Origin of the sequence: Neptuniibacter marinus, from assembly GCF_965223595.1 — a bacterium.
GTDB lineage: Bacteria > Pseudomonadota > Gammaproteobacteria > Pseudomonadales > Balneatricaceae > Neptuniibacter > Neptuniibacter marinus.
In genome coordinates this window covers 2315390-2330254 of record NZ_OZ245004.1, presented here as the reverse complement: position 1 = coordinate 2330254, position 14865 = coordinate 2315390, and the positions used below count along the sequence as shown (strand labels likewise).

23 protein-coding genes are annotated in these 14865 nt (G+C 49.4%); 15 read left to right on the top strand and 8 right to left on the bottom strand.

Features of this window, described 5'->3' with window-relative positions; all coding sequences use genetic code 11:
- Positions 1-6: 6 nt before the first annotated feature.
- The 7 genes from ACOQOE_RS11025 to ACOQOE_RS10995 all read right to left on the bottom strand — a co-directional run bounded on the left by ACOQOE_RS11025 (position 7) and on the right by ACOQOE_RS10995 (position 3579).
- On the bottom strand, positions 7-1002 hold the full coding sequence (locus ACOQOE_RS11025; RefSeq protein ID WP_420554005.1) for a hypothetical protein: 996 nt from the start codon (positions 1000-1002) through the stop codon (positions 7-9).
- Positions 1002-1337: a hypothetical protein gene (locus ACOQOE_RS11020; protein ID WP_420554004.1), complete on the bottom strand. Its 336-nt coding sequence runs from the start codon at positions 1335-1337 to the stop codon at positions 1002-1004. The genes ACOQOE_RS11025 and ACOQOE_RS11020 overlap by 1 nt, the downstream gene beginning before the upstream one ends.
- A 1-nt stretch (position 1338) precedes the next feature.
- Complete coding sequence (locus ACOQOE_RS11015; protein WP_420554003.1) at positions 1339-1647, bottom strand: helix-turn-helix domain-containing protein; 309 nt, start codon at positions 1645-1647, stop codon at positions 1339-1341.
- A 1-nt stretch (position 1648) separates the two neighbouring features.
- Positions 1649-2125: a hypothetical protein gene (locus ACOQOE_RS11010; RefSeq protein ID WP_420554002.1), complete on the bottom strand. Its 477-nt coding sequence runs from the start codon at positions 2123-2125 to the stop codon at positions 1649-1651.
- Positions 2126-2243: 118 nt separating this feature from the next.
- The gene (locus ACOQOE_RS11005; RefSeq protein ID WP_420554001.1) at positions 2244-2792 is read right to left on the bottom strand and encodes a hypothetical protein; all 549 of its coding nucleotides are present in this window, start codon (positions 2790-2792) and stop codon (positions 2244-2246) included.
- 7 nt (positions 2793-2799) lie between these two features.
- Complete coding sequence (locus ACOQOE_RS11000) at positions 2800-3342, bottom strand: Rha family transcriptional regulator (protein ID WP_420554000.1); 543 nt, start codon at positions 3340-3342, stop codon at positions 2800-2802.
- A 15-nt stretch (positions 3343-3357) separates the two neighbouring features.
- The gene (locus ACOQOE_RS10995) at positions 3358-3579 is read right to left on the bottom strand and encodes a DNA-binding protein (protein ID WP_420553999.1); all 222 of its coding nucleotides are present in this window, start codon (positions 3577-3579) and stop codon (positions 3358-3360) included.
- A gap of 92 nt (positions 3580-3671) precedes the next feature.
- On the opposite strand from ACOQOE_RS10995, the gene ACOQOE_RS10990 reads away from it, so the two are divergent.
- From ACOQOE_RS10990 to ACOQOE_RS10980, 3 genes are read left to right on the top strand one after another with little or no spacing between them, the layout of a single operon-like run.
- The gene (locus ACOQOE_RS10990) at positions 3672-4283 is read left to right on the top strand and encodes a helix-turn-helix domain-containing protein (protein ID WP_420553998.1); all 612 of its coding nucleotides are present in this window, start codon (positions 3672-3674) and stop codon (positions 4281-4283) included.
- Between the two features lie 31 nt (positions 4284-4314).
- Positions 4315-4446: a hypothetical protein gene (locus tag ACOQOE_RS10985; RefSeq protein ID WP_420553997.1), complete on the top strand. Its 132-nt coding sequence runs from the start codon at positions 4315-4317 to the stop codon at positions 4444-4446.
- Positions 4447-4449: 3 nt separating this feature from the next.
- On the top strand, positions 4450-4848 hold the full coding sequence (locus ACOQOE_RS10980) for a hypothetical protein (protein ID WP_420553996.1): 399 nt from the start codon (positions 4450-4452) through the stop codon (positions 4846-4848).
- 271 nt (positions 4849-5119) lie between these two features.
- On the opposite strand, the gene ACOQOE_RS10975 is transcribed toward ACOQOE_RS10980, so the two are convergent.
- Positions 5120-5509: a hypothetical protein gene (locus ACOQOE_RS10975; protein WP_420553995.1), complete on the bottom strand. Its 390-nt coding sequence runs from the start codon at positions 5507-5509 to the stop codon at positions 5120-5122.
- A 145-nt stretch (positions 5510-5654) separates the two neighbouring features.
- On the opposite strand from ACOQOE_RS10975, the gene ACOQOE_RS10970 reads away from it, so the two are divergent.
- The 12 genes from ACOQOE_RS10970 (at position 5655) to ACOQOE_RS10915 (ending at position 14865) form a co-directional block, all read left to right on the top strand.
- Positions 5655-5954, top strand: a complete 300-nt coding sequence (locus ACOQOE_RS10970; protein WP_420553994.1) for a putative holin — start codon at positions 5655-5657, stop codon at positions 5952-5954.
- A gap of 2 nt (positions 5955-5956) precedes the next feature.
- The gene (locus ACOQOE_RS10965) at positions 5957-6613 is read left to right on the top strand and encodes a transglycosylase SLT domain-containing protein (protein ID WP_420553993.1); all 657 of its coding nucleotides are present in this window, start codon (positions 5957-5959) and stop codon (positions 6611-6613) included.
- Positions 6610-7017 carry a hypothetical protein gene (locus ACOQOE_RS10960; protein ID WP_420553992.1) on the top strand — a complete coding sequence of 136 codons (408 nt, stop codon included), beginning with the start codon at positions 6610-6612 and terminating at the stop codon, positions 7015-7017. The genes ACOQOE_RS10965 and ACOQOE_RS10960 overlap by 4 nt, the downstream gene beginning before the upstream one ends.
- Complete coding sequence (locus ACOQOE_RS10955) at positions 7007-7141, top strand: hypothetical protein (protein ID WP_420553991.1); 135 nt, start codon at positions 7007-7009, stop codon at positions 7139-7141. The genes ACOQOE_RS10960 and ACOQOE_RS10955 overlap by 11 nt, the downstream gene beginning before the upstream one ends.
- Entirely contained in the window at positions 7125-7490 is a 366-nt protein-coding gene (locus tag ACOQOE_RS10950) for a hypothetical protein (RefSeq protein ID WP_420553990.1), read from the top strand. Before ACOQOE_RS10955 ends, ACOQOE_RS10950 begins: the two co-directional genes overlap by 17 nt.
- Entirely contained in the window at positions 7480-7788 is a 309-nt protein-coding gene (locus ACOQOE_RS10945; RefSeq protein WP_420553989.1) for a cytoplasmic protein, read from the top strand. The genes ACOQOE_RS10950 and ACOQOE_RS10945 overlap by 11 nt, the downstream gene beginning before the upstream one ends.
- Before the next feature lie 5 nt (positions 7789-7793).
- Positions 7794-8384: a DUF3486 family protein gene (locus ACOQOE_RS10940; protein ID WP_420553988.1), complete on the top strand. Its 591-nt coding sequence runs from the start codon at positions 7794-7796 to the stop codon at positions 8382-8384.
- Positions 8384-10039, top strand: a complete 1656-nt coding sequence (locus ACOQOE_RS10935; RefSeq protein WP_420553987.1) for a hypothetical protein — start codon at positions 8384-8386, stop codon at positions 10037-10039. Before ACOQOE_RS10940 ends, ACOQOE_RS10935 begins: the two co-directional genes overlap by 1 nt.
- Positions 10033-11658, top strand: coding sequence for a DUF935 domain-containing protein (locus ACOQOE_RS10930; RefSeq protein ID WP_420553986.1), 1626 nt, complete (start codon positions 10033-10035; stop codon positions 11656-11658). Before ACOQOE_RS10935 ends, ACOQOE_RS10930 begins: the two co-directional genes overlap by 7 nt.
- The gene (locus ACOQOE_RS10925; protein WP_420553985.1) at positions 11651-12913 is read left to right on the top strand and encodes a PBECR2 nuclease fold domain-containing protein; all 1263 of its coding nucleotides are present in this window, start codon (positions 11651-11653) and stop codon (positions 12911-12913) included. Before ACOQOE_RS10930 ends, ACOQOE_RS10925 begins: the two co-directional genes overlap by 8 nt.
- Before the next feature lie 102 nt (positions 12914-13015).
- Positions 13016-13579 (top strand): phage virion morphogenesis protein, encoded by a 564-nt coding sequence (locus tag ACOQOE_RS10920; RefSeq protein WP_420553984.1) that lies wholly within the window; start codon positions 13016-13018, stop codon positions 13577-13579.
- A 176-nt stretch (positions 13580-13755) separates the two neighbouring features.
- Entirely contained in the window at positions 13756-14865 is a 1110-nt protein-coding gene (locus tag ACOQOE_RS10915; protein WP_420553983.1) for a phage protease, read from the top strand.

The following is a 14865-nucleotide window of genomic DNA, read 5'->3' as shown; positions in this document are numbered from 1 at the left end:
TCACAATCAGATACCTCGCTCATCGCGCATCGCGCCAACCTTAGCGTTGGCCGCAGCGACTTTTTCGGGGTTTAAAAAATCAGGCAGCTGGGCTTGAGCTAGCTCGTCTAGCTGGTAATCATCTGCTAGGTTTGTAAGATCCAGCTGTAAATCACTGATAGTGGCTGACAACCAGTTTTGTTGGTCTATCTCAGGGTGCAGCGTTTGATAGTCCATTAGCGCCTCAACTGCAGGGCGTAGCTTGGTTTGAACAATGCTTTTAAACTCAGCCGCGATGCCAGCCGCTTCTATTTGCAGCTCTTTAGCAACTTGGTCAGGCTCGCTGGTGCTAATACGACGGCGGGATTTTTCCAGCTCAGTGGACAAGTGGTTGATTTTCTCGTCTTTTTGGGCGGAAACTTGGCGTGTGGCTTCGCTATCTGCCACGGCCTCGTCGCGCTCAGAGGTGAGTTGCTCCTTTTCTTCTGCGAGTTGAGCTTTCTCTTTGGCATGCTTCGTAACAAGGTTGTCGATCAATTCAACGACCTGATCTTTATCATCGCTCTCACTTGCCTGCTGGATCAGCAGCAACTCATCTTCTGGTAGTTTACGAATAGAGCGCATTTTTCCAGGGCCGATGCCTACCTGACGCATGGCATCGAACATCTCTTCGCCAAAGGTGTTGAGGTTAGCCAGATCATTATCAATTGACTCTACTGAGCGACCTTCAATTACTTTGCAGTATTCAGCCCAAGTCGTAATCGGTTGCGACTTTTTATTTTCATCAATGTGCATTAACCCTTTGTATTCTTTAGAATCCTTTAGCTGTTGAAGGTCTATGAGATCCGTAACGGTTAATAATTTAGTCATCATCTTGATAATATCTTTACGTCCCAACCGACGGCTCACAATAGATGTAATACGCCGTTGCTCTTCGGTAAAAGCTGCCTCCAGCCGAGCTGCTTGTTGTTGAGAAGCTATAGCTTTGCCCGTATCAATTTCCGGGTAATTCTGTTCATCCATTAGTGGATCTCCTGCGCTGGATTAACCAAATTTTCATATTTGTTCAGCAAGCCTTCTTCACGAATCAGGTTCAGGGCTTCAGTCGTGCTTTTTCCGTCACGCACCAAATATTCGAACCGGTCTTTAATACGGAGCAGCATCGCCCGTACTGATGGATTATTCCGCTCCGGAATAAATGCATCTAGCAGCTCGTTTTGCACTGGTGTGTCCATATTGCGCATGCCATCAGCTTTCAGGACTAGGGTGATGATCTGATGATTCATCATTCCCTGAGCTACGCCTATCAGGTATTGCCCCTCATCAAATGCTGGATGTTTCGATTTGTTCTTTTCCATCTCAATAAGCTCCTGCAGCTACACGCTGGTTTAGTTCTGCTATACGACTACTTGCACGGTTCATCTCTTCAGCATGGGCCTGTGCTATCTGTAACATGCTCACGCTTAGGGCAAAGCGGCCGTTGTCGAGCTTCATTGCTAGCCCTTCAGCAATTAGGGTATTTAGACAACGGTTGATGGTTGCAGGGCTTTCGTTCATTGCCTTTGCTAACTCACCATTGCTAAGGCCTGTAAGGCTATGGCCACGCAGAGCCTTCATTACGCGTAACACGCGGCCGCCACTGTCTGATTTACGAGTTTTGTCATTCATGTTAAAGCTCCAATTCTGGCTGAGAGTGTTGCTCTACATTGCCTCGATGCCACGCCAACGATTCCATTGATGTTTGAATACTGTTTAGCGTTTCTTCGGCCTCGCAGTTGCCGGCATAAAATCCCATTAGCATGCCGGTCACCTCATGTAGCTGCGTTTGCAATTGCTGGATATCCTCAGCAGTAGCGTTACGCCCGCTGGGTATCTCAATCAGCAAGCGGTTGTTACTTGCCGCTAGCCAGCGTGAATACAAATTAATTTTGCACACGTGCTCAAAGGTCGGGATTAAAATGGCAGGCATGCGACCGCTGCCGATCCATTTATATAAGACCCAGTGATCCTCCAGCCCCATAAGCGCCGCAATACGCTCAATGCTGAGGTTGTGTTTTTCATCGGCATAATCTCTACACGCCTTCAGCGCATCACGTGCACTAGGTGGTACGTAGTTTTTCCAGTTTTTCCGCATTCTTCTTTTCATTGGAAATACCGTTTGGGTTGTATGTTTGAGTCCGTCCAAACAAATAGTTTTTTTGCCTCTGGGCAAAGCAGTTTCAAAAAACTAAGCTTTGCGGTACATTCTTATCGTAACGAGGTAGCTATGAGCGACCAGATCGAAATACTGAACCAAGCAATCGACGAACTACGGCAGCAAAACATTGCCATGCACTATGCGTATCGGGTGTTGGCTGGTTCGCTTGCACAGCATCAACCACTGGATCTGCAGAAGCTGCAGGCGGCACTGCGCATTGAGGCGGATAATCTTCAAATCCGCTTTGGTGTACAGAGTCAGGTACCGAGCAATCTGAATGAGCTGGCGAACTACTTGCTGAGCGATTTCTTTGTGTCAACAGGGATGTCTCGAGACCAGGCCAATAGGAGAACGGCTGATGCACTGGCGCCTGATTAAATCCGGTGTCTTGTCCGGCATGGCGCCAGAACACGGCAGTAGGCGTGGTGCGTGTTAGATCGACCTCGACCATAGAATGGACGTCTGCATTGAGATCGTACGTTATGCCGTTGACATTAATCTGGCATTTCAGATTAACGCGCCGCTGGGTAATGGATGGCTGAGGCGAGGCACCGCCCAAAACCGATGCGCAGGGAGAAAAGCCAAAGGGGAAACGTGGTTGTAGAGTTCTCATCATAGTGACCTCAATGGTGGGTTGGCAGCAGACCCAATTCGCGGGCTTTGCGGCGGTGGTAAGTGACGCTGTTAACTGATTTACCCAAGGGTGCTGCAATGTCAGCGCGGCTTTGCCCTTGTTCAGTGCCTTCTACAATGGGGCGCAATGTGGGGCGAACATGGTCTAGGGCTTTGGCAAAGCGGGCCTCTTTGGTACGCAGTTCGGCTTCGAGAGCATTGAAGGCTTGCAGAAAGGCAATTTGCCAGGCCATCGCTTCTTTACCGGTAAAGCGCATGGCTAGAAAGGCAAAACCGTCATGTGTCAGGCGGTATTCGATACGCGGTTTTTTCTGCGCATCAAGATATTCAGCGGGCTGAAAATTCAGCTGGCTAAACTCGGAATCAGGGCAGTTTGTGATCAGGTTTTCGATGGACTGAATAACGTTTTTATGCTGTTTGCCAAAACGCTCGGCAACGGCGCGACTGGTTGTAAACGGTGCGCCATCGGTTGAGAGAAACAGGCTCTCACGGGCGGCGAGTGGGTTGGGCAGGTTGAGGGCTATCTGGCTCATGGCGGCAGCTCCTTTTTAGGCGGCTTGTATGTCAGCTGTATCGACAGAAGGTTTAAGTCCAAGCTTGACGGCAATTTCATGGGCCTTGCCGTATTTGGCTTTATCAAAGCCATTCAGGACGCGGTAAACAGCATTAGGTGTGTAGCCGTGATCCTTGGCCCACTGGGTGAACGTGATGCCGTTAGCTTGAAAGCGGGCTTTCACTTCATTAGGGGTGAGTGCTTTACATTTAGACATGGGGTTCTATACCTCGTGTTCTGTTAAATTTGTTTAGTAGTTATTTGTATTTAATATAGGGGTACTGAGTACTCCTTGTCAAGGGTATTTTTATGTCTGGAGTACTTTCATCTCAATTGAAAGAGTTAATGAGCTATCAAGGTCTTAAGCAGAAGGGCCTTGCTGAGGTGATGGGGGTAACAGTTGATCGTGTGAAAAACCTAACCAGAGGCAGAGCGGGAAATCTCACACGAGAAGAAGGTGAAGCTCTCATTCGTAAACTCAATGTGCGCGCAGAATGGCTGGCAACAGGCGACGGGCCTATGTTTCGGTCGAGTAGTGAGGAAGAGCTGGAACGCCGCTTAGATGCTGTGGCCGGTGCCACGCAGCGTGCGCAGATGTCAGGCTTGGATGCCGATGCACAAACCCGTGTACAGATGTTGTTAACGGGTATAGAGATTGGTAATAGTGATTTGGTGTTACAGGCGCTAAATGTATTGTCTGCGGATGAGAAGGCGCTGCTAGATGATTACCGACAAAGTGCGACTGAAGGTAAAAAGGCACTGAGATCCACCGCTAGAGTTTTTGCTAATAGCGCTGTCGCCACACAAACGGATACATCTAGTAAGCATACCCATATTGATAACAGCAAAGGTAGTAGCTCGATGACGATACAGGGCGACAACAACCACGTGGTTGGTGGTAGGATTATTAAAAATAAATAACGATTAACGATGACGGCACAGGAGGTGCTGAATGGATGTTCATATCAATGGAGATCACAACCGGGTAGTTATGGGCGATTGTTATCAGTTAACCCTTACGGCTGACGCTATACATGCGCTAGGTGAATTGATTAAGTTATGGATGTTGGAAAACAAGGAGTGAGTGATGTATTACATAATGAAATGGAGCGTTCTAGCGTTAGTAACAGTCTTGCTTTCAGGTTGTAAGTCGTCAGAGGAAATGTTGTTCGAGGCGTGTGTCGATGGGCTTGAAAATCGATTAGAAAAATGGGCTAAATATGATGGTTGGCGCGTAGATTCGCCAAAGGTTTCGTTATATAAAATGGTACCCGACAAAGAAGCAAATGATAGGTGGGGTACTGATCAATTCTGGAATTTCGAAGTATTAATTTCAGACTTTACAGTCAAAAATGGATTTAATGCCAGCATTAATTCAACATCAGTCTGTTCTGGTTATGTTAGTCAAAACTCTAAAGGTGAGTATGAAGCGCCTGATGATATGATGCTGGATTTTACTTTAAATGGAAAAAAAGTAGGGTTTTAATCAAGGAAAATGATAATGAATAAAGAGATAAACGCAGAGGAAGCTTTCGATTGTATTTATTATCTGTTGCAACGGTATCCATGGCTGATTGAATATAAGGGAAAGCTTGATGCTTCTGTAGAACATGAAGCGGTTGCTTTTCTGCTGCAGCTTGCGCAGTGTCAGGTTGATGCTTGGGGCGATCTATCAACTCAAGCACGGATAACCGTGTCCGGGCTGCTTGTGGACTTTATGATAAAACTGCGGCAGCCTGACTCAGTTTTCCGTTCGACTAAGTGGTATGTCGCGGTGGAATCAGAGCCTTGGCAACAGGCGTTGACCGTAATCGATCACGAAATTCGGCGCAGCTTTCCCCCGCACTGATGCTGTCTTGCAAAACTGTACGGAAAGCCTCGATTCGTTGTTCGGAGTCTGCTGTCAGTGCATCCATCTCTAGCTCAGATATGCGGTTGCTCTTTAGTAATGCTGCCCGTAGCTGCATAGCACAGTTATATCGACTCATTGCCTCATTCTGCACAAAGCGGCGCATATATCGTGTTTCTTCTAATTCGCCTCTTTCAAATGCTTTGCGTGCATTAGCTTCCCACTTTTCAGCCAGTGCTTCTAATTCATGAAGTGTTTCTTCTGAAAGGTTTATTTGGTTTTCTTGCGCAGCTGACATATTAAGCTTCTCCTGTAGGTTTCCTCTTAGTCTGTGCTTAATCTGATCTATACGCTTTTGCCCCTGTACAAAAGACCTTTTTAACACAATACCGCACTCTCTTAGGACACATTCAGTCATCACTGAACTAACTAAGAGGTGCGTCATGTTTGAAAAATTCCCCCTATTTCGTTTTCTCGTTTGGTTGTTAGCCAGCGTTGTGTTGCTGGCGTGCCTTACGGTGATCTCGCCCGTTCAACTCCCTGTGGTGCTATATAAGCTGGTGCTGGTCGTGTTAGCGGTGACGCTGGCGTATCTGCTGGATCGGTTGATGTTTCCGTATGCGCGACCTCATATTTTGTTTGATCGGGCTGATGAGTTAGATAAAGTTTTTGCCACAGTAGCGACACTGCGACGGGCACTGATTATCACTGCCTGCGTGCTAGGCCTAACGTTGGGGCTGTAGCCATGCATATTGCAGGGGTTCGTATACAGTTTGTTGCAGCACTACTGCTGGCGTTATTGCTGCTTGCAACAGCCGCATGCACACCGGTTTATGCTGATGTTCCTTATGCAGCTAAGCCATACCAGCGTACCTTAATACGCACAGCTCACGCGCAATGGGGGTTAGATGCCCCCATAGCCACCTTTGCTGCGCAGATTCATCAGGAGTCTGCATGGCAACCTACGGCCACGTCGTGGGTGGGTGCGCAGGGGCTGGCTCAGTTTATGCCAGCTACCGCTGCGTGGATTATTAATGTTTTCCCTGAGCTAAAAAACGTTGATCCCTATAACCCGAGTTGGTCTATGCGTGCGATGGTGCGATATGACCAGTGGCTGCATGCTCGGCTGAAGGCCGACACTAACTGTGACCGATGGGCGATGGTGTTGTCGGCCTATAACGGTGGGCTGGGCTGGGTGCTGCGTGATAAGAAGCTGGCCGTTGCCAACGGTAATAGCCGATGGTTGTGGTGGGATAACATCGAACGCCACAACGCTGGGCGATCTGCCGCTAACTTTTCTGAAAACCGTGATTACCCTCGGCGCATATTAGCCCAGCATGAGCCGCAATATATTGCTGCGGGCTGGGGCCGTGGTGTTTGCGCTGCGAGGTTTTCGTTATGAGGCGCATTTTGATTGTGGTTGCTGTAACAGCTGTTGTGTTGCTGGGGGGCGCGTGGATTGTGGAATACGCAGATCAGTCAGGCTATGAGCGGGGCTATGCTGCCGCCGTTAACGACAGCCAATCTGACGATATAGCTACCTTAACAACACTGCTTGAAACGGCCGCCACACAGGCGAAACACGCAAACGCAACCAGCCTGCGGTTGAGTCATTTGGTTCAGAAACAGGCGGCTGACGATGCCAAAACAACTGAGGAGTTGCGCCATGCACTTTCTAAAACGTCTGCTGAGCGTGTTGATTGTCGCTTTAGCGCCGACATCATGCAGCAGCTTAAACAAGCCCGTGACCGTGCCGCCAGCGCCGCAACCAGCGGTATTACAGGTGCCATGCCCCATGCCGATTGAACCTGCTGATAATAGCGCCGATGCGGCCGCTGTTGCGTTAAAGCAGCTTTATGATCAATACGGTGAATGTGCTGGGCGTTTTTACGAGCGATTAAAAGGAGCGGCAAATGACGATGGCCGTTGATATTACATTTACTCAACTCATCGGTGTAATGGTGTTTTTTCTGCTGGCGTTAGCCGCAATTGGCAAGCTGATTTTTGCACAAATGCAGAACTATATCGGTAGCAGTTTAAAGCTAGTCAGTGACCGAATGGAGGCGATGGAGTCGTCAAACACTGAGGAACGTGAGCAATGGAAGCGGATTGAGCGAGACCTAAACGATCTGCAGAAAGACTTACCTCTCCACTATGTGCGACGTGAGGATTATATCCGAGGTCAATCGGTGCTAGAGGCAAAAATGGACTCACTGGGTAATAAACTTGAAAACGTGCAGTTGCGCGCAATGATTGGAGCTAAACGTAATGAATCCTGATATTGAACGGGCACGCCGTGAGTCAATCCGCTGGTTGATTTTATTAACATTAAATAATGCGCGTCCGCTGGGTGCGCCTGAGCGGCTAATTCTAACCGTTGCCCAGTCTGAATACCCCAATGCAACCCAGCTAGAGATGCGTCGAGAGCTGGATTATTTACACGACCGTGATCTGGTGGAGATTAAGAAAGAGCCCAGCGGGCAGTGGAAATGCGATCTGACACGCTATGGTACTGATATCGCTGAGTACACCATTGATTGTGAGCCGGGTATTGCCCGGCCTGTGAAGTACTGGTAATCGATATGACTGATGAAACGCCATTAATCACATCACCCGGTCGGTCATCCATTGCACGTTTACCGGCCGAGATTAAAACACACATCGAGCGACTGTTGATTGATGATCGGCTCACTCTAGATGAGTTAATTGCTGACTTGCAGGCCACGTTCCCGCAGCACAGTGATGAACTACCGAGCCGCAGCGCTGTGCATCGATACGGCCAAAAGCTTGAACGGCGATTGTCTGCTATCCGTGCCAGTACTGAGGCTGCAAAAATAATACGAAATCACGCAGGCGATCGTGAAGATGCGCGATCTGAGGCGCTGACAGCGATGATTCAGTCTGAGCTGTTTGAGTCGATTATGGCGCTGCAAGAAGCGGATGATATGGAGCCAGCAGCCCGCATTGGATTGTTGGCTGATGCTGCTAAAAATATCGCTACGTTGACACGCTCTAGCATTAGTCTGAAGAAGTACCAGGAAGAGATTCAGAAAGCGGCTAAGGCTGAGCTGCTGCAGGAACAGGAAGAGCGCCTAGAAGAGATGCGGGGCTCTGATGGCATGAGTGAAGAGCTGGAAGGCCGAATACGCGGCATTTTGTTGGGTAAATCCTAATGGCTGAGAAAATAACAAAAAATCTGAAAGCGATAACCGAGCCTCGTAAAATCGATCTTGCGGATGAGATGGAGCTGTACGGAGTTGATGTACCGCAGGAGATATCAGACGCCCAGCCAGAGCACGAATCGATCTTTTTACCCTATCAGCAACGTTGGTTTGAAGATGAAAGCCAGATCATGCTTGCAGAAAAATCCCGCCGAACCGGCCTTACCTGGGCCGAGGCTGGTCGTAATGTCCTTAATGCTGCTAAGCCTCGGCGTCGCGGGGGGTGTAATACGTTTTATGTAGGCAGTAAGCAAGAGATGGCGCTGGAGTATATTGCCGCCTGCGCGCTGTTTGCGAGAGCTTTTAACGAGTTAGCCGACGCCGATGTCTATGAGCAAACGTTTTGGGATTCGGCAAAGAAAGAAGAGATTTTAACCTACATGATCCGTTTTCCTAAAACGGGCCGCAAGATTCAGGCACTGAGTTCCCGCCCCAGCAACTTACGTGGTTTACAGGGTGATGTGGTGATCGATGAGGCGGCATTCCATGAATCACTTGAAGAGCTGCTGAAAGCCGCACTGGCATTGACTATGTGGGGCAACAAAGTACGCCTGATCAGTACCCACAACGGCGTTGATAATGCCTTTAATACATACATTCAGGATGTGCGTGAGGGGCGTAAGGATTACAGCGTGCACCGTATCACCTTGGATGAAGCGATCGCCGAGGGGTTATATAAACGTATCTGCTATGTAACTGGGCAAGAATGGAGCCTAGAGGCTGAAAAGAAATGGCGTGATGACCTGTATAAAAACGCACCTAATACCGAATCTGCTGATGAGGAATATGGCTGTGTGCCGAAAAAATCAGGCGGCAACTATCTCTCTCGTGTGCTGATTGAAGCCGCGATGGTGGCGGATCACTCTATCAATATTCACCGCTTTGAAGCCCCCGAAGGCTTTGAGGGCTGGACGCCTGAAATGCGCGAAGCTGAGGTGGATGATTGGTGTCGCATTAATTTACTACCTGAGCTGAAAAAGTTAGACCCTGCCGATCGCCATGTGTTTGGTGAGGATTTTGCCCGCCATGGCGACTTGACTGTGTTTGTTCCTTTGGCGATTAAGCCCAGCCTACGCAAGCGTGAAACGTTTCGTGTTGAGCTGCGTAGCCTGACGTATGAACAGCAACGACAAGTGATGTTTTACATCTGTGATCGCCTACCGCGCCGTGGGGGCATGGCGTTTGATGCGACGGGTAATGGTGGTTATCTCGCTGAGCAGGCCGCGTTGAAGTATGGAGCAGGTATGGTTGACCAGGTGCACTTGTCAGCCAGCTGGTACCACGAGTGGATGCCAAAGCTAAAAGGTGAGCTTGAGGCCTTTAATATCGAGGTTGCTCGGCACCAAACAACCCTAGATGACCTGCTGGCCATCAAGGTGGAAAACGGGGTCCCTCTAATTGATAAGGGCCGCACGAAAGACCTGCAATCCGCCGGAGGGCGCGGTAAGCGCCACGGTGATTTTGCTGTCGGATTAGTGATGGCTGTTCGCGCCTCATGGATGGATGGCGGTGAAATCGACTTTACTCCACTGCCTAGACAGAGCCGTGGTTTTGATAATGTTCACAATGAGGATGATCTTATCCTTCCGGAGTCAACCGCATGGTAATTAAATCTAAACATGCTGCAGCGCTGCTGGCCTCTGCTGCGCGCTTTTTTAGCCCAAGTGGTACCGTGGTTAATGATAAAGATTTGAAAACAGGACAAACCTCACATATCACTAGCCTGCATCATGAGTTTGCCAACCACCCATCACGAGGGCTAACCCCCAGTAAATTGGCAGCGATTCTGGATGCCGCTGAGCAAGGCGATATTGTCGGCCAATACGAACTATTTGAGGACATGGAAGAGAAAGACGGCCATATCATGTCTGAGATGGGCAAGCGCCGCCGCGCAATAATTGGGTTGGATTGGAGTATTGTTCCGCCGGATAATGCCAGCGCACAAGAGAAAAAATCAGCTGCGATTCTCAATGAGTTACTGAAAGCTGAAGATGATTTTGAGGAGATTCTGTTTGATATCACCGACGCCATCGGAAAGGGGTTTGCGTGCCTAGAATTTGACGGCTGGCAAACGCTGGAGGGCTACCGCGTGCCGAAGGCTGTTATTCATCGGCCGCAAAGCTGGTTTCAGCTGGTGCGGGGGCAACGTCAGGAGATTAGGCTTAGGGGTTCTGCCGCGGGTGAACCCTTGCAACCCTTCGGCTGGATAACGCATGTTCATAAAGCAAAGTCTGGCTACCTAGAGCGCTCGGCACTGTTTCGAGTACTCGTATGGCCCTATCTGTTTAAAAACTATTCTGTGGGTGATCTGGCTGAGTTTCTGGAGATCTATGGTATCCCCATGCGGGTGGGTAAATATCCATCCGGTGCAACCGATAAAGAGAAATTAACGCTATTGCGAGCGCTGGCGCAGCTTGGACACAATGCAGCGGGTATTATCCCTAACGGTATGGAGCTGGACTTTTTGAATGCAGCACAGGGTGATCCGGCTGCGTTTCAGTTAATGATTGACTGGTGTGAAAAGACCCAAAGCAAAGCAATTTTAGGGGGCACACTCACAAGCCAGGCGGACGGTAAATCATCAACGAACGCATTGGGCAATGTGCATAATGAGGTGCGCATGGACCTGCGCGATGCTGATGCTAAGCAGATTCAGAAAACTATCAGTCGTGACTGGGTGTATCCCATTGCTGTATTGAATGGCCTAGCGGATAGCTGGAATCGTTGCCCACGTTTTGAGTTTAATACTCAAGACCCTGAAGATATGCAGGTGTATTCTGAAGCCCTGCCAACGCTGGTTGATATGGGCTTTAAGATCCCTCGCCAGTGGGCCCAGAGTAAAGTGGCTATCCCGGAGCCTCAGCCTGATGAGGAGATATTAATGCGACAGGCCTTTGTGCAGCCTGCGGTGCCACCGGCCACGGACGTAGCCTCTGCTAATGCCGAAATAACAGCAGAAATAACAACAGCTGTTAATCCAAACACGCCTGCGCAGCAGATGTTGCCACAGGTGCAAGAAACAATATCCCCCGCTGTTGACGGCTGGGTTGAGCAGATCCGCACGTTAATGAATGAGGCTGAAACACTCGACGAGCTGCGAGATCGGCTGTTGGAGCAATACCCGGACATGACCCTTGACCAGTACGCTGCAGCGATGGGTGAGGCATTGACCGCAGCTAGCTTGGCTGGGCGTAACTCGATTATTGAGGAATCCAATAATGGTTGATGCGGTGTATGGTTCGGTACCGTTTAAAGAGCAATCTGAGTTTTTCCGCCGTAAGCTGAACCTACCAACTAAACACTGGACTGATATCTACAACGCTGAGCATGATTGGGCGTTTGTAGTGGCGGGAGCTAATCGTGATGCGCTGGTGCAGGACTTTCGCACAGCGATTGAAAAAGCGATTGACGATGGCACCACACTGGAAACGTTTCGCAACGACTTTGATGACATTGTTGCGCGTTACGGCTGGGATTATAACGGCGGTCGGGATTGGCGCAGCCGTACCATTTACGAAACCAATCTATTCAGCAGCTATAACGCGGGGCGTTTACAACAGCTGGATGATATGCAGGATGTGTTGCCATATCGTCAATACCATCACAGTGATGCGGTTGAGCACCCACGAGAGGAACATCTAAAATGGGATAATCTTGTTTTACGGGCTGATGATCCGTGGTGGAAAACCCACTTTCCATCAAATGGGTGGGGTTGTCAGTGTTATGTGACAGGCTTAACAGAGTCAGACCTGAGGGTGATGGGTAAAACCGGCCCAGACCAGGCACCGGCACTGAACATGGAAACCCGCGTAATTGGCCAGCGCAACCCAAACGGGCCACGTACGGTTTCGGTACCAGTAGGCATTGACCCTAGCTTTGAACACGCGCCTGGCATGAGCCGGTTACAAGGCGCTATACCCCCTGAGCGGCCGGAACCTCCAATATCTGGTTCAACGGGTGGTCCCGGCTTGCCGAACATTCGTTCCCGTGCAGAGCTGCCACCCGCTCGGACTGTCAGCCCAGATCTGTTATTAGCGGATAATCTGAGTGACCAGCAATATGCCGCCGCGTTCCTGTCTCGTTTTGGTGCCACATTGGACCAGCCTGTTATCTTCCGGGATGTATTAGCTGAACCATTGGTGATCGGTAAGGAGCTGTTTACCCAGCGGAGGAGCGGCCAGTTTAAATCTAATAAATCGGGGCGTGGCCAGTACATGCTGTTGTTAGCCGATGCATTGTTGGATCCGGATGAGATCTGGGTGCGCTTAGAATACCAAGCGGCGCTTAAACGTGCAGTGATACGACGCCGCTATATTGCCCAGTTTGAAATCCCCGACCAACGAGTGCCTGCACTGGCTGTGTTTGAGTGGAGTAATGATGGTTGGAGCGGTATTACCATTCACAAAGATGATCGGGACATCAATGATTCAAGGATTGGCACACGGCTATACAGCAGGAAAGATAAGGAGAATGACGAGTAAGAAGCCCCGCAGTCCGGCAACCACGGGCACCTTGCGCACCTGGGGGCCCAATAGCCGGGGGCAGCACATGCGTCAAGACGTGATTACATTATAGGGGGGGTTATGACAGGCGTAAAGTTAGAATATAACGCGAACGTAGTGCAGGTACGCATTAATAACGCGATCAACCAGCTGGAAAAACCTGCGCCGCTGTTTGCGATTATCAATGAATATCTACTGCAGGCACACCGCCAACGATTCAAAGAGCAGCGCAGTCCGGCTGGCGTTCCGTGGGCTCCGCTATCACCTCGTTATAAACGACGTAAGCACCGCAATCAGAATAAGATTTTGGCGCTTAGGGGTCACTTGCAAGGAACGCTGCGCGGACAGTATGACAATGAGGGGCTGGAATTTGGTACTAATCGGATTTATGGCGCTATCCATCAATTCGGCGGTGACATTAAGAGAAAGCAACGCAGTACTACGCTGTACTTTAAACGCGCCCGCGATGGCTCTGTAGGTAATCGATTTGTGAAGAAGAGCCGCAGCAACTTTGCTCAGGATGCCACCGTAGGTGGGCATAGTGTGCATATTCCTGCGCGCCCATGGTTGGGTACCAGTGCGGATGATGATCAGACGATCCTTAACAAAGCCCTCGAATATATGGATAACGCTCTGAGCGGCTGAGAGCCGCTCTACGCACCTCTATCTATCCCATCATAAGTATTACCCCCCGTTTTACGCTCATAAAGGCTTTATAAAACGTTTTAGCCCTATCCACAGTATTAAGTTTTGCCCTAGTACAAAAGACCTCAGTAGTTTTGGTGTTTAGGCTGGAGACTCTTAATTGTTGAGGTGCGAACGTGAAACGCCAACTGATTGCTATTGCTCCCTGCTCATTCGTGATGCCAGAAGACCTATCAGACAACCTGATTTCGATTCAGGTTACGCCTGCTGGTTTTTTTGTGCCTGCAGATGGCCGTGAGTTAAAGGTGTCAGGCTGGCTGATTAATGCCGCATTAGCACAGCAAGTAATCACCCTTTTTAATGCGCGTAAGACAGATACGGTTCTGGATTATGAGCATCAAACGCTACACAAAGAGAAAAATGGTCAACCGGCTCCCGCCGCTGGCTGGTTTCGCTCTTTAGAGTGGCGGGAAGGCAGTGGCCTTTGGGCGACTGTAGAGCTAACTGCGCGTGCTAAAGCGTTTATCAGCAACGGTGAATATCGTTATTTTAGCCCTGTATTCAGTTACAACGCCGCCACTGGCGAGGTTTTTGATGTTGTTATGGGTGCCCTCACAAATACCCCCGCAATTGACGGCATGGATGAGTTATCCCTGCTGGCCGCTGCAACTTTTGGACTCAATCAGGAATCGGAGGACGACCCTGTGAATAAATTGCTCCTTGCTATATGTGCTGCACTATCTCTGCCTGAGACAACCACTGAAGATCAAGCGGTGGCTGCGCTAAAGGATTTAAAACCAGCCAGCCCTGATAAAGATCTAGCTGCGTTGTGCAAAGCGTTAGACCTTGAAGAAACGACGGATATGCAAACCGTTATCACTGCCTGTTCTGCAATGAAATCCAGCGTTAGTCACTCAGCTGTTGATCCCTCTAAATTTGTACCGGTTGAAACCGTCGCTCAAATGCAAACAGAGATCGCATCATTAAATACGCGACTGAAAGCACGCGATGAAAAAGATGTTAGCTCGTTAATTGACGACGCGCTCGAAGATGGGCGTTTAATTGAACCGTTGAAAGCCTGGGCTACCGACTTGGGTAAAACGGATATTGCTGCGCTGAATGCCTATTTGGATAAAGCGGCACCCATTGCGGCGCTGAATACCTCACAAACGAACGGTAAGCCTCCGGTGACGGATGATAAAACTGGGTTGACCCAAGATGAGCTAGCAGTCTGCAGCTCGATGGGTTTAACCCCTGAGCAATTCAAAGCCGCTAAGGAGGACTAA

What these genes read in the sequence shown, in the direction of transcription:
- ACOQOE_RS11025 (WP_420554005.1), bottom strand. Translation starts at nt 1,002, where the DNA reads ATGGATGAACAGAATTACCCGGAAATTGATACGGGCAAAGCTATAGCT.
- ACOQOE_RS11020 (WP_420554004.1), bottom strand. Translation starts at nt 1,337, where the DNA reads ATGGAAAAGAACAAATCGAAACATCCAGCATTTGATGAGGGGCAATAC.
- ACOQOE_RS11015 (WP_420554003.1), bottom strand. Translation starts at nt 1,647, where the DNA reads ATGAATGACAAAACTCGTAAATCAGACAGTGGCGGCCGCGTGTTACGC.
- ACOQOE_RS11010 (WP_420554002.1), bottom strand. Translation starts at nt 2,125, where the DNA reads ATGAAAAGAAGAATGCGGAAAAACTGGAAAAACTACGTACCACCTAGT.
- ACOQOE_RS11005 (WP_420554001.1), bottom strand. Translation starts at nt 2,792, where the DNA reads ATGATGAGAACTCTACAACCACGTTTCCCCTTTGGCTTTTCTCCCTGC.
- ACOQOE_RS11000 (WP_420554000.1), bottom strand. Translation starts at nt 3,342, where the DNA reads ATGAGCCAGATAGCCCTCAACCTGCCCAACCCACTCGCCGCCCGTGAG.
- ACOQOE_RS10995 (WP_420553999.1), bottom strand. Translation starts at nt 3,579, where the DNA reads ATGTCTAAATGTAAAGCACTCACCCCTAATGAAGTGAAAGCCCGCTTT.
- ACOQOE_RS10990 (WP_420553998.1), top strand. Translation starts at nt 3,672, where the DNA reads ATGTCTGGAGTACTTTCATCTCAATTGAAAGAGTTAATGAGCTATCAA.
- ACOQOE_RS10985 (WP_420553997.1), top strand. Translation starts at nt 4,315, where the DNA reads ATGGATGTTCATATCAATGGAGATCACAACCGGGTAGTTATGGGCGAT.
- ACOQOE_RS10980 (WP_420553996.1), top strand. Translation starts at nt 4,450, where the DNA reads ATGTATTACATAATGAAATGGAGCGTTCTAGCGTTAGTAACAGTCTTG.
- ACOQOE_RS10975 (WP_420553995.1), bottom strand. Translation starts at nt 5,509, where the DNA reads ATGTCAGCTGCGCAAGAAAACCAAATAAACCTTTCAGAAGAAACACTT.
- ACOQOE_RS10970 (WP_420553994.1), top strand. Translation starts at nt 5,655, where the DNA reads ATGTTTGAAAAATTCCCCCTATTTCGTTTTCTCGTTTGGTTGTTAGCC.
- ACOQOE_RS10965 (WP_420553993.1), top strand. Translation starts at nt 5,957, where the DNA reads ATGCATATTGCAGGGGTTCGTATACAGTTTGTTGCAGCACTACTGCTG.
- ACOQOE_RS10960 (WP_420553992.1), top strand. Translation starts at nt 6,610, where the DNA reads ATGAGGCGCATTTTGATTGTGGTTGCTGTAACAGCTGTTGTGTTGCTG.
- ACOQOE_RS10955 (WP_420553991.1), top strand. Translation starts at nt 7,007, where the DNA reads ATGCCGATTGAACCTGCTGATAATAGCGCCGATGCGGCCGCTGTTGCG.
- ACOQOE_RS10950 (WP_420553990.1), top strand. Translation starts at nt 7,125, where the DNA reads ATGACGATGGCCGTTGATATTACATTTACTCAACTCATCGGTGTAATG.
- ACOQOE_RS10945 (WP_420553989.1), top strand. Translation starts at nt 7,480, where the DNA reads ATGAATCCTGATATTGAACGGGCACGCCGTGAGTCAATCCGCTGGTTG.
- ACOQOE_RS10940 (WP_420553988.1), top strand. Translation starts at nt 7,794, where the DNA reads ATGACTGATGAAACGCCATTAATCACATCACCCGGTCGGTCATCCATT.
- ACOQOE_RS10935 (WP_420553987.1), top strand. Translation starts at nt 8,384, where the DNA reads ATGGCTGAGAAAATAACAAAAAATCTGAAAGCGATAACCGAGCCTCGT.
- ACOQOE_RS10930 (WP_420553986.1), top strand. Translation starts at nt 10,033, where the DNA reads ATGGTAATTAAATCTAAACATGCTGCAGCGCTGCTGGCCTCTGCTGCG.
- ACOQOE_RS10925 (WP_420553985.1), top strand. Translation starts at nt 11,651, where the DNA reads ATGGTTGATGCGGTGTATGGTTCGGTACCGTTTAAAGAGCAATCTGAG.
- ACOQOE_RS10920 (WP_420553984.1), top strand. Translation starts at nt 13,016, where the DNA reads ATGACAGGCGTAAAGTTAGAATATAACGCGAACGTAGTGCAGGTACGC.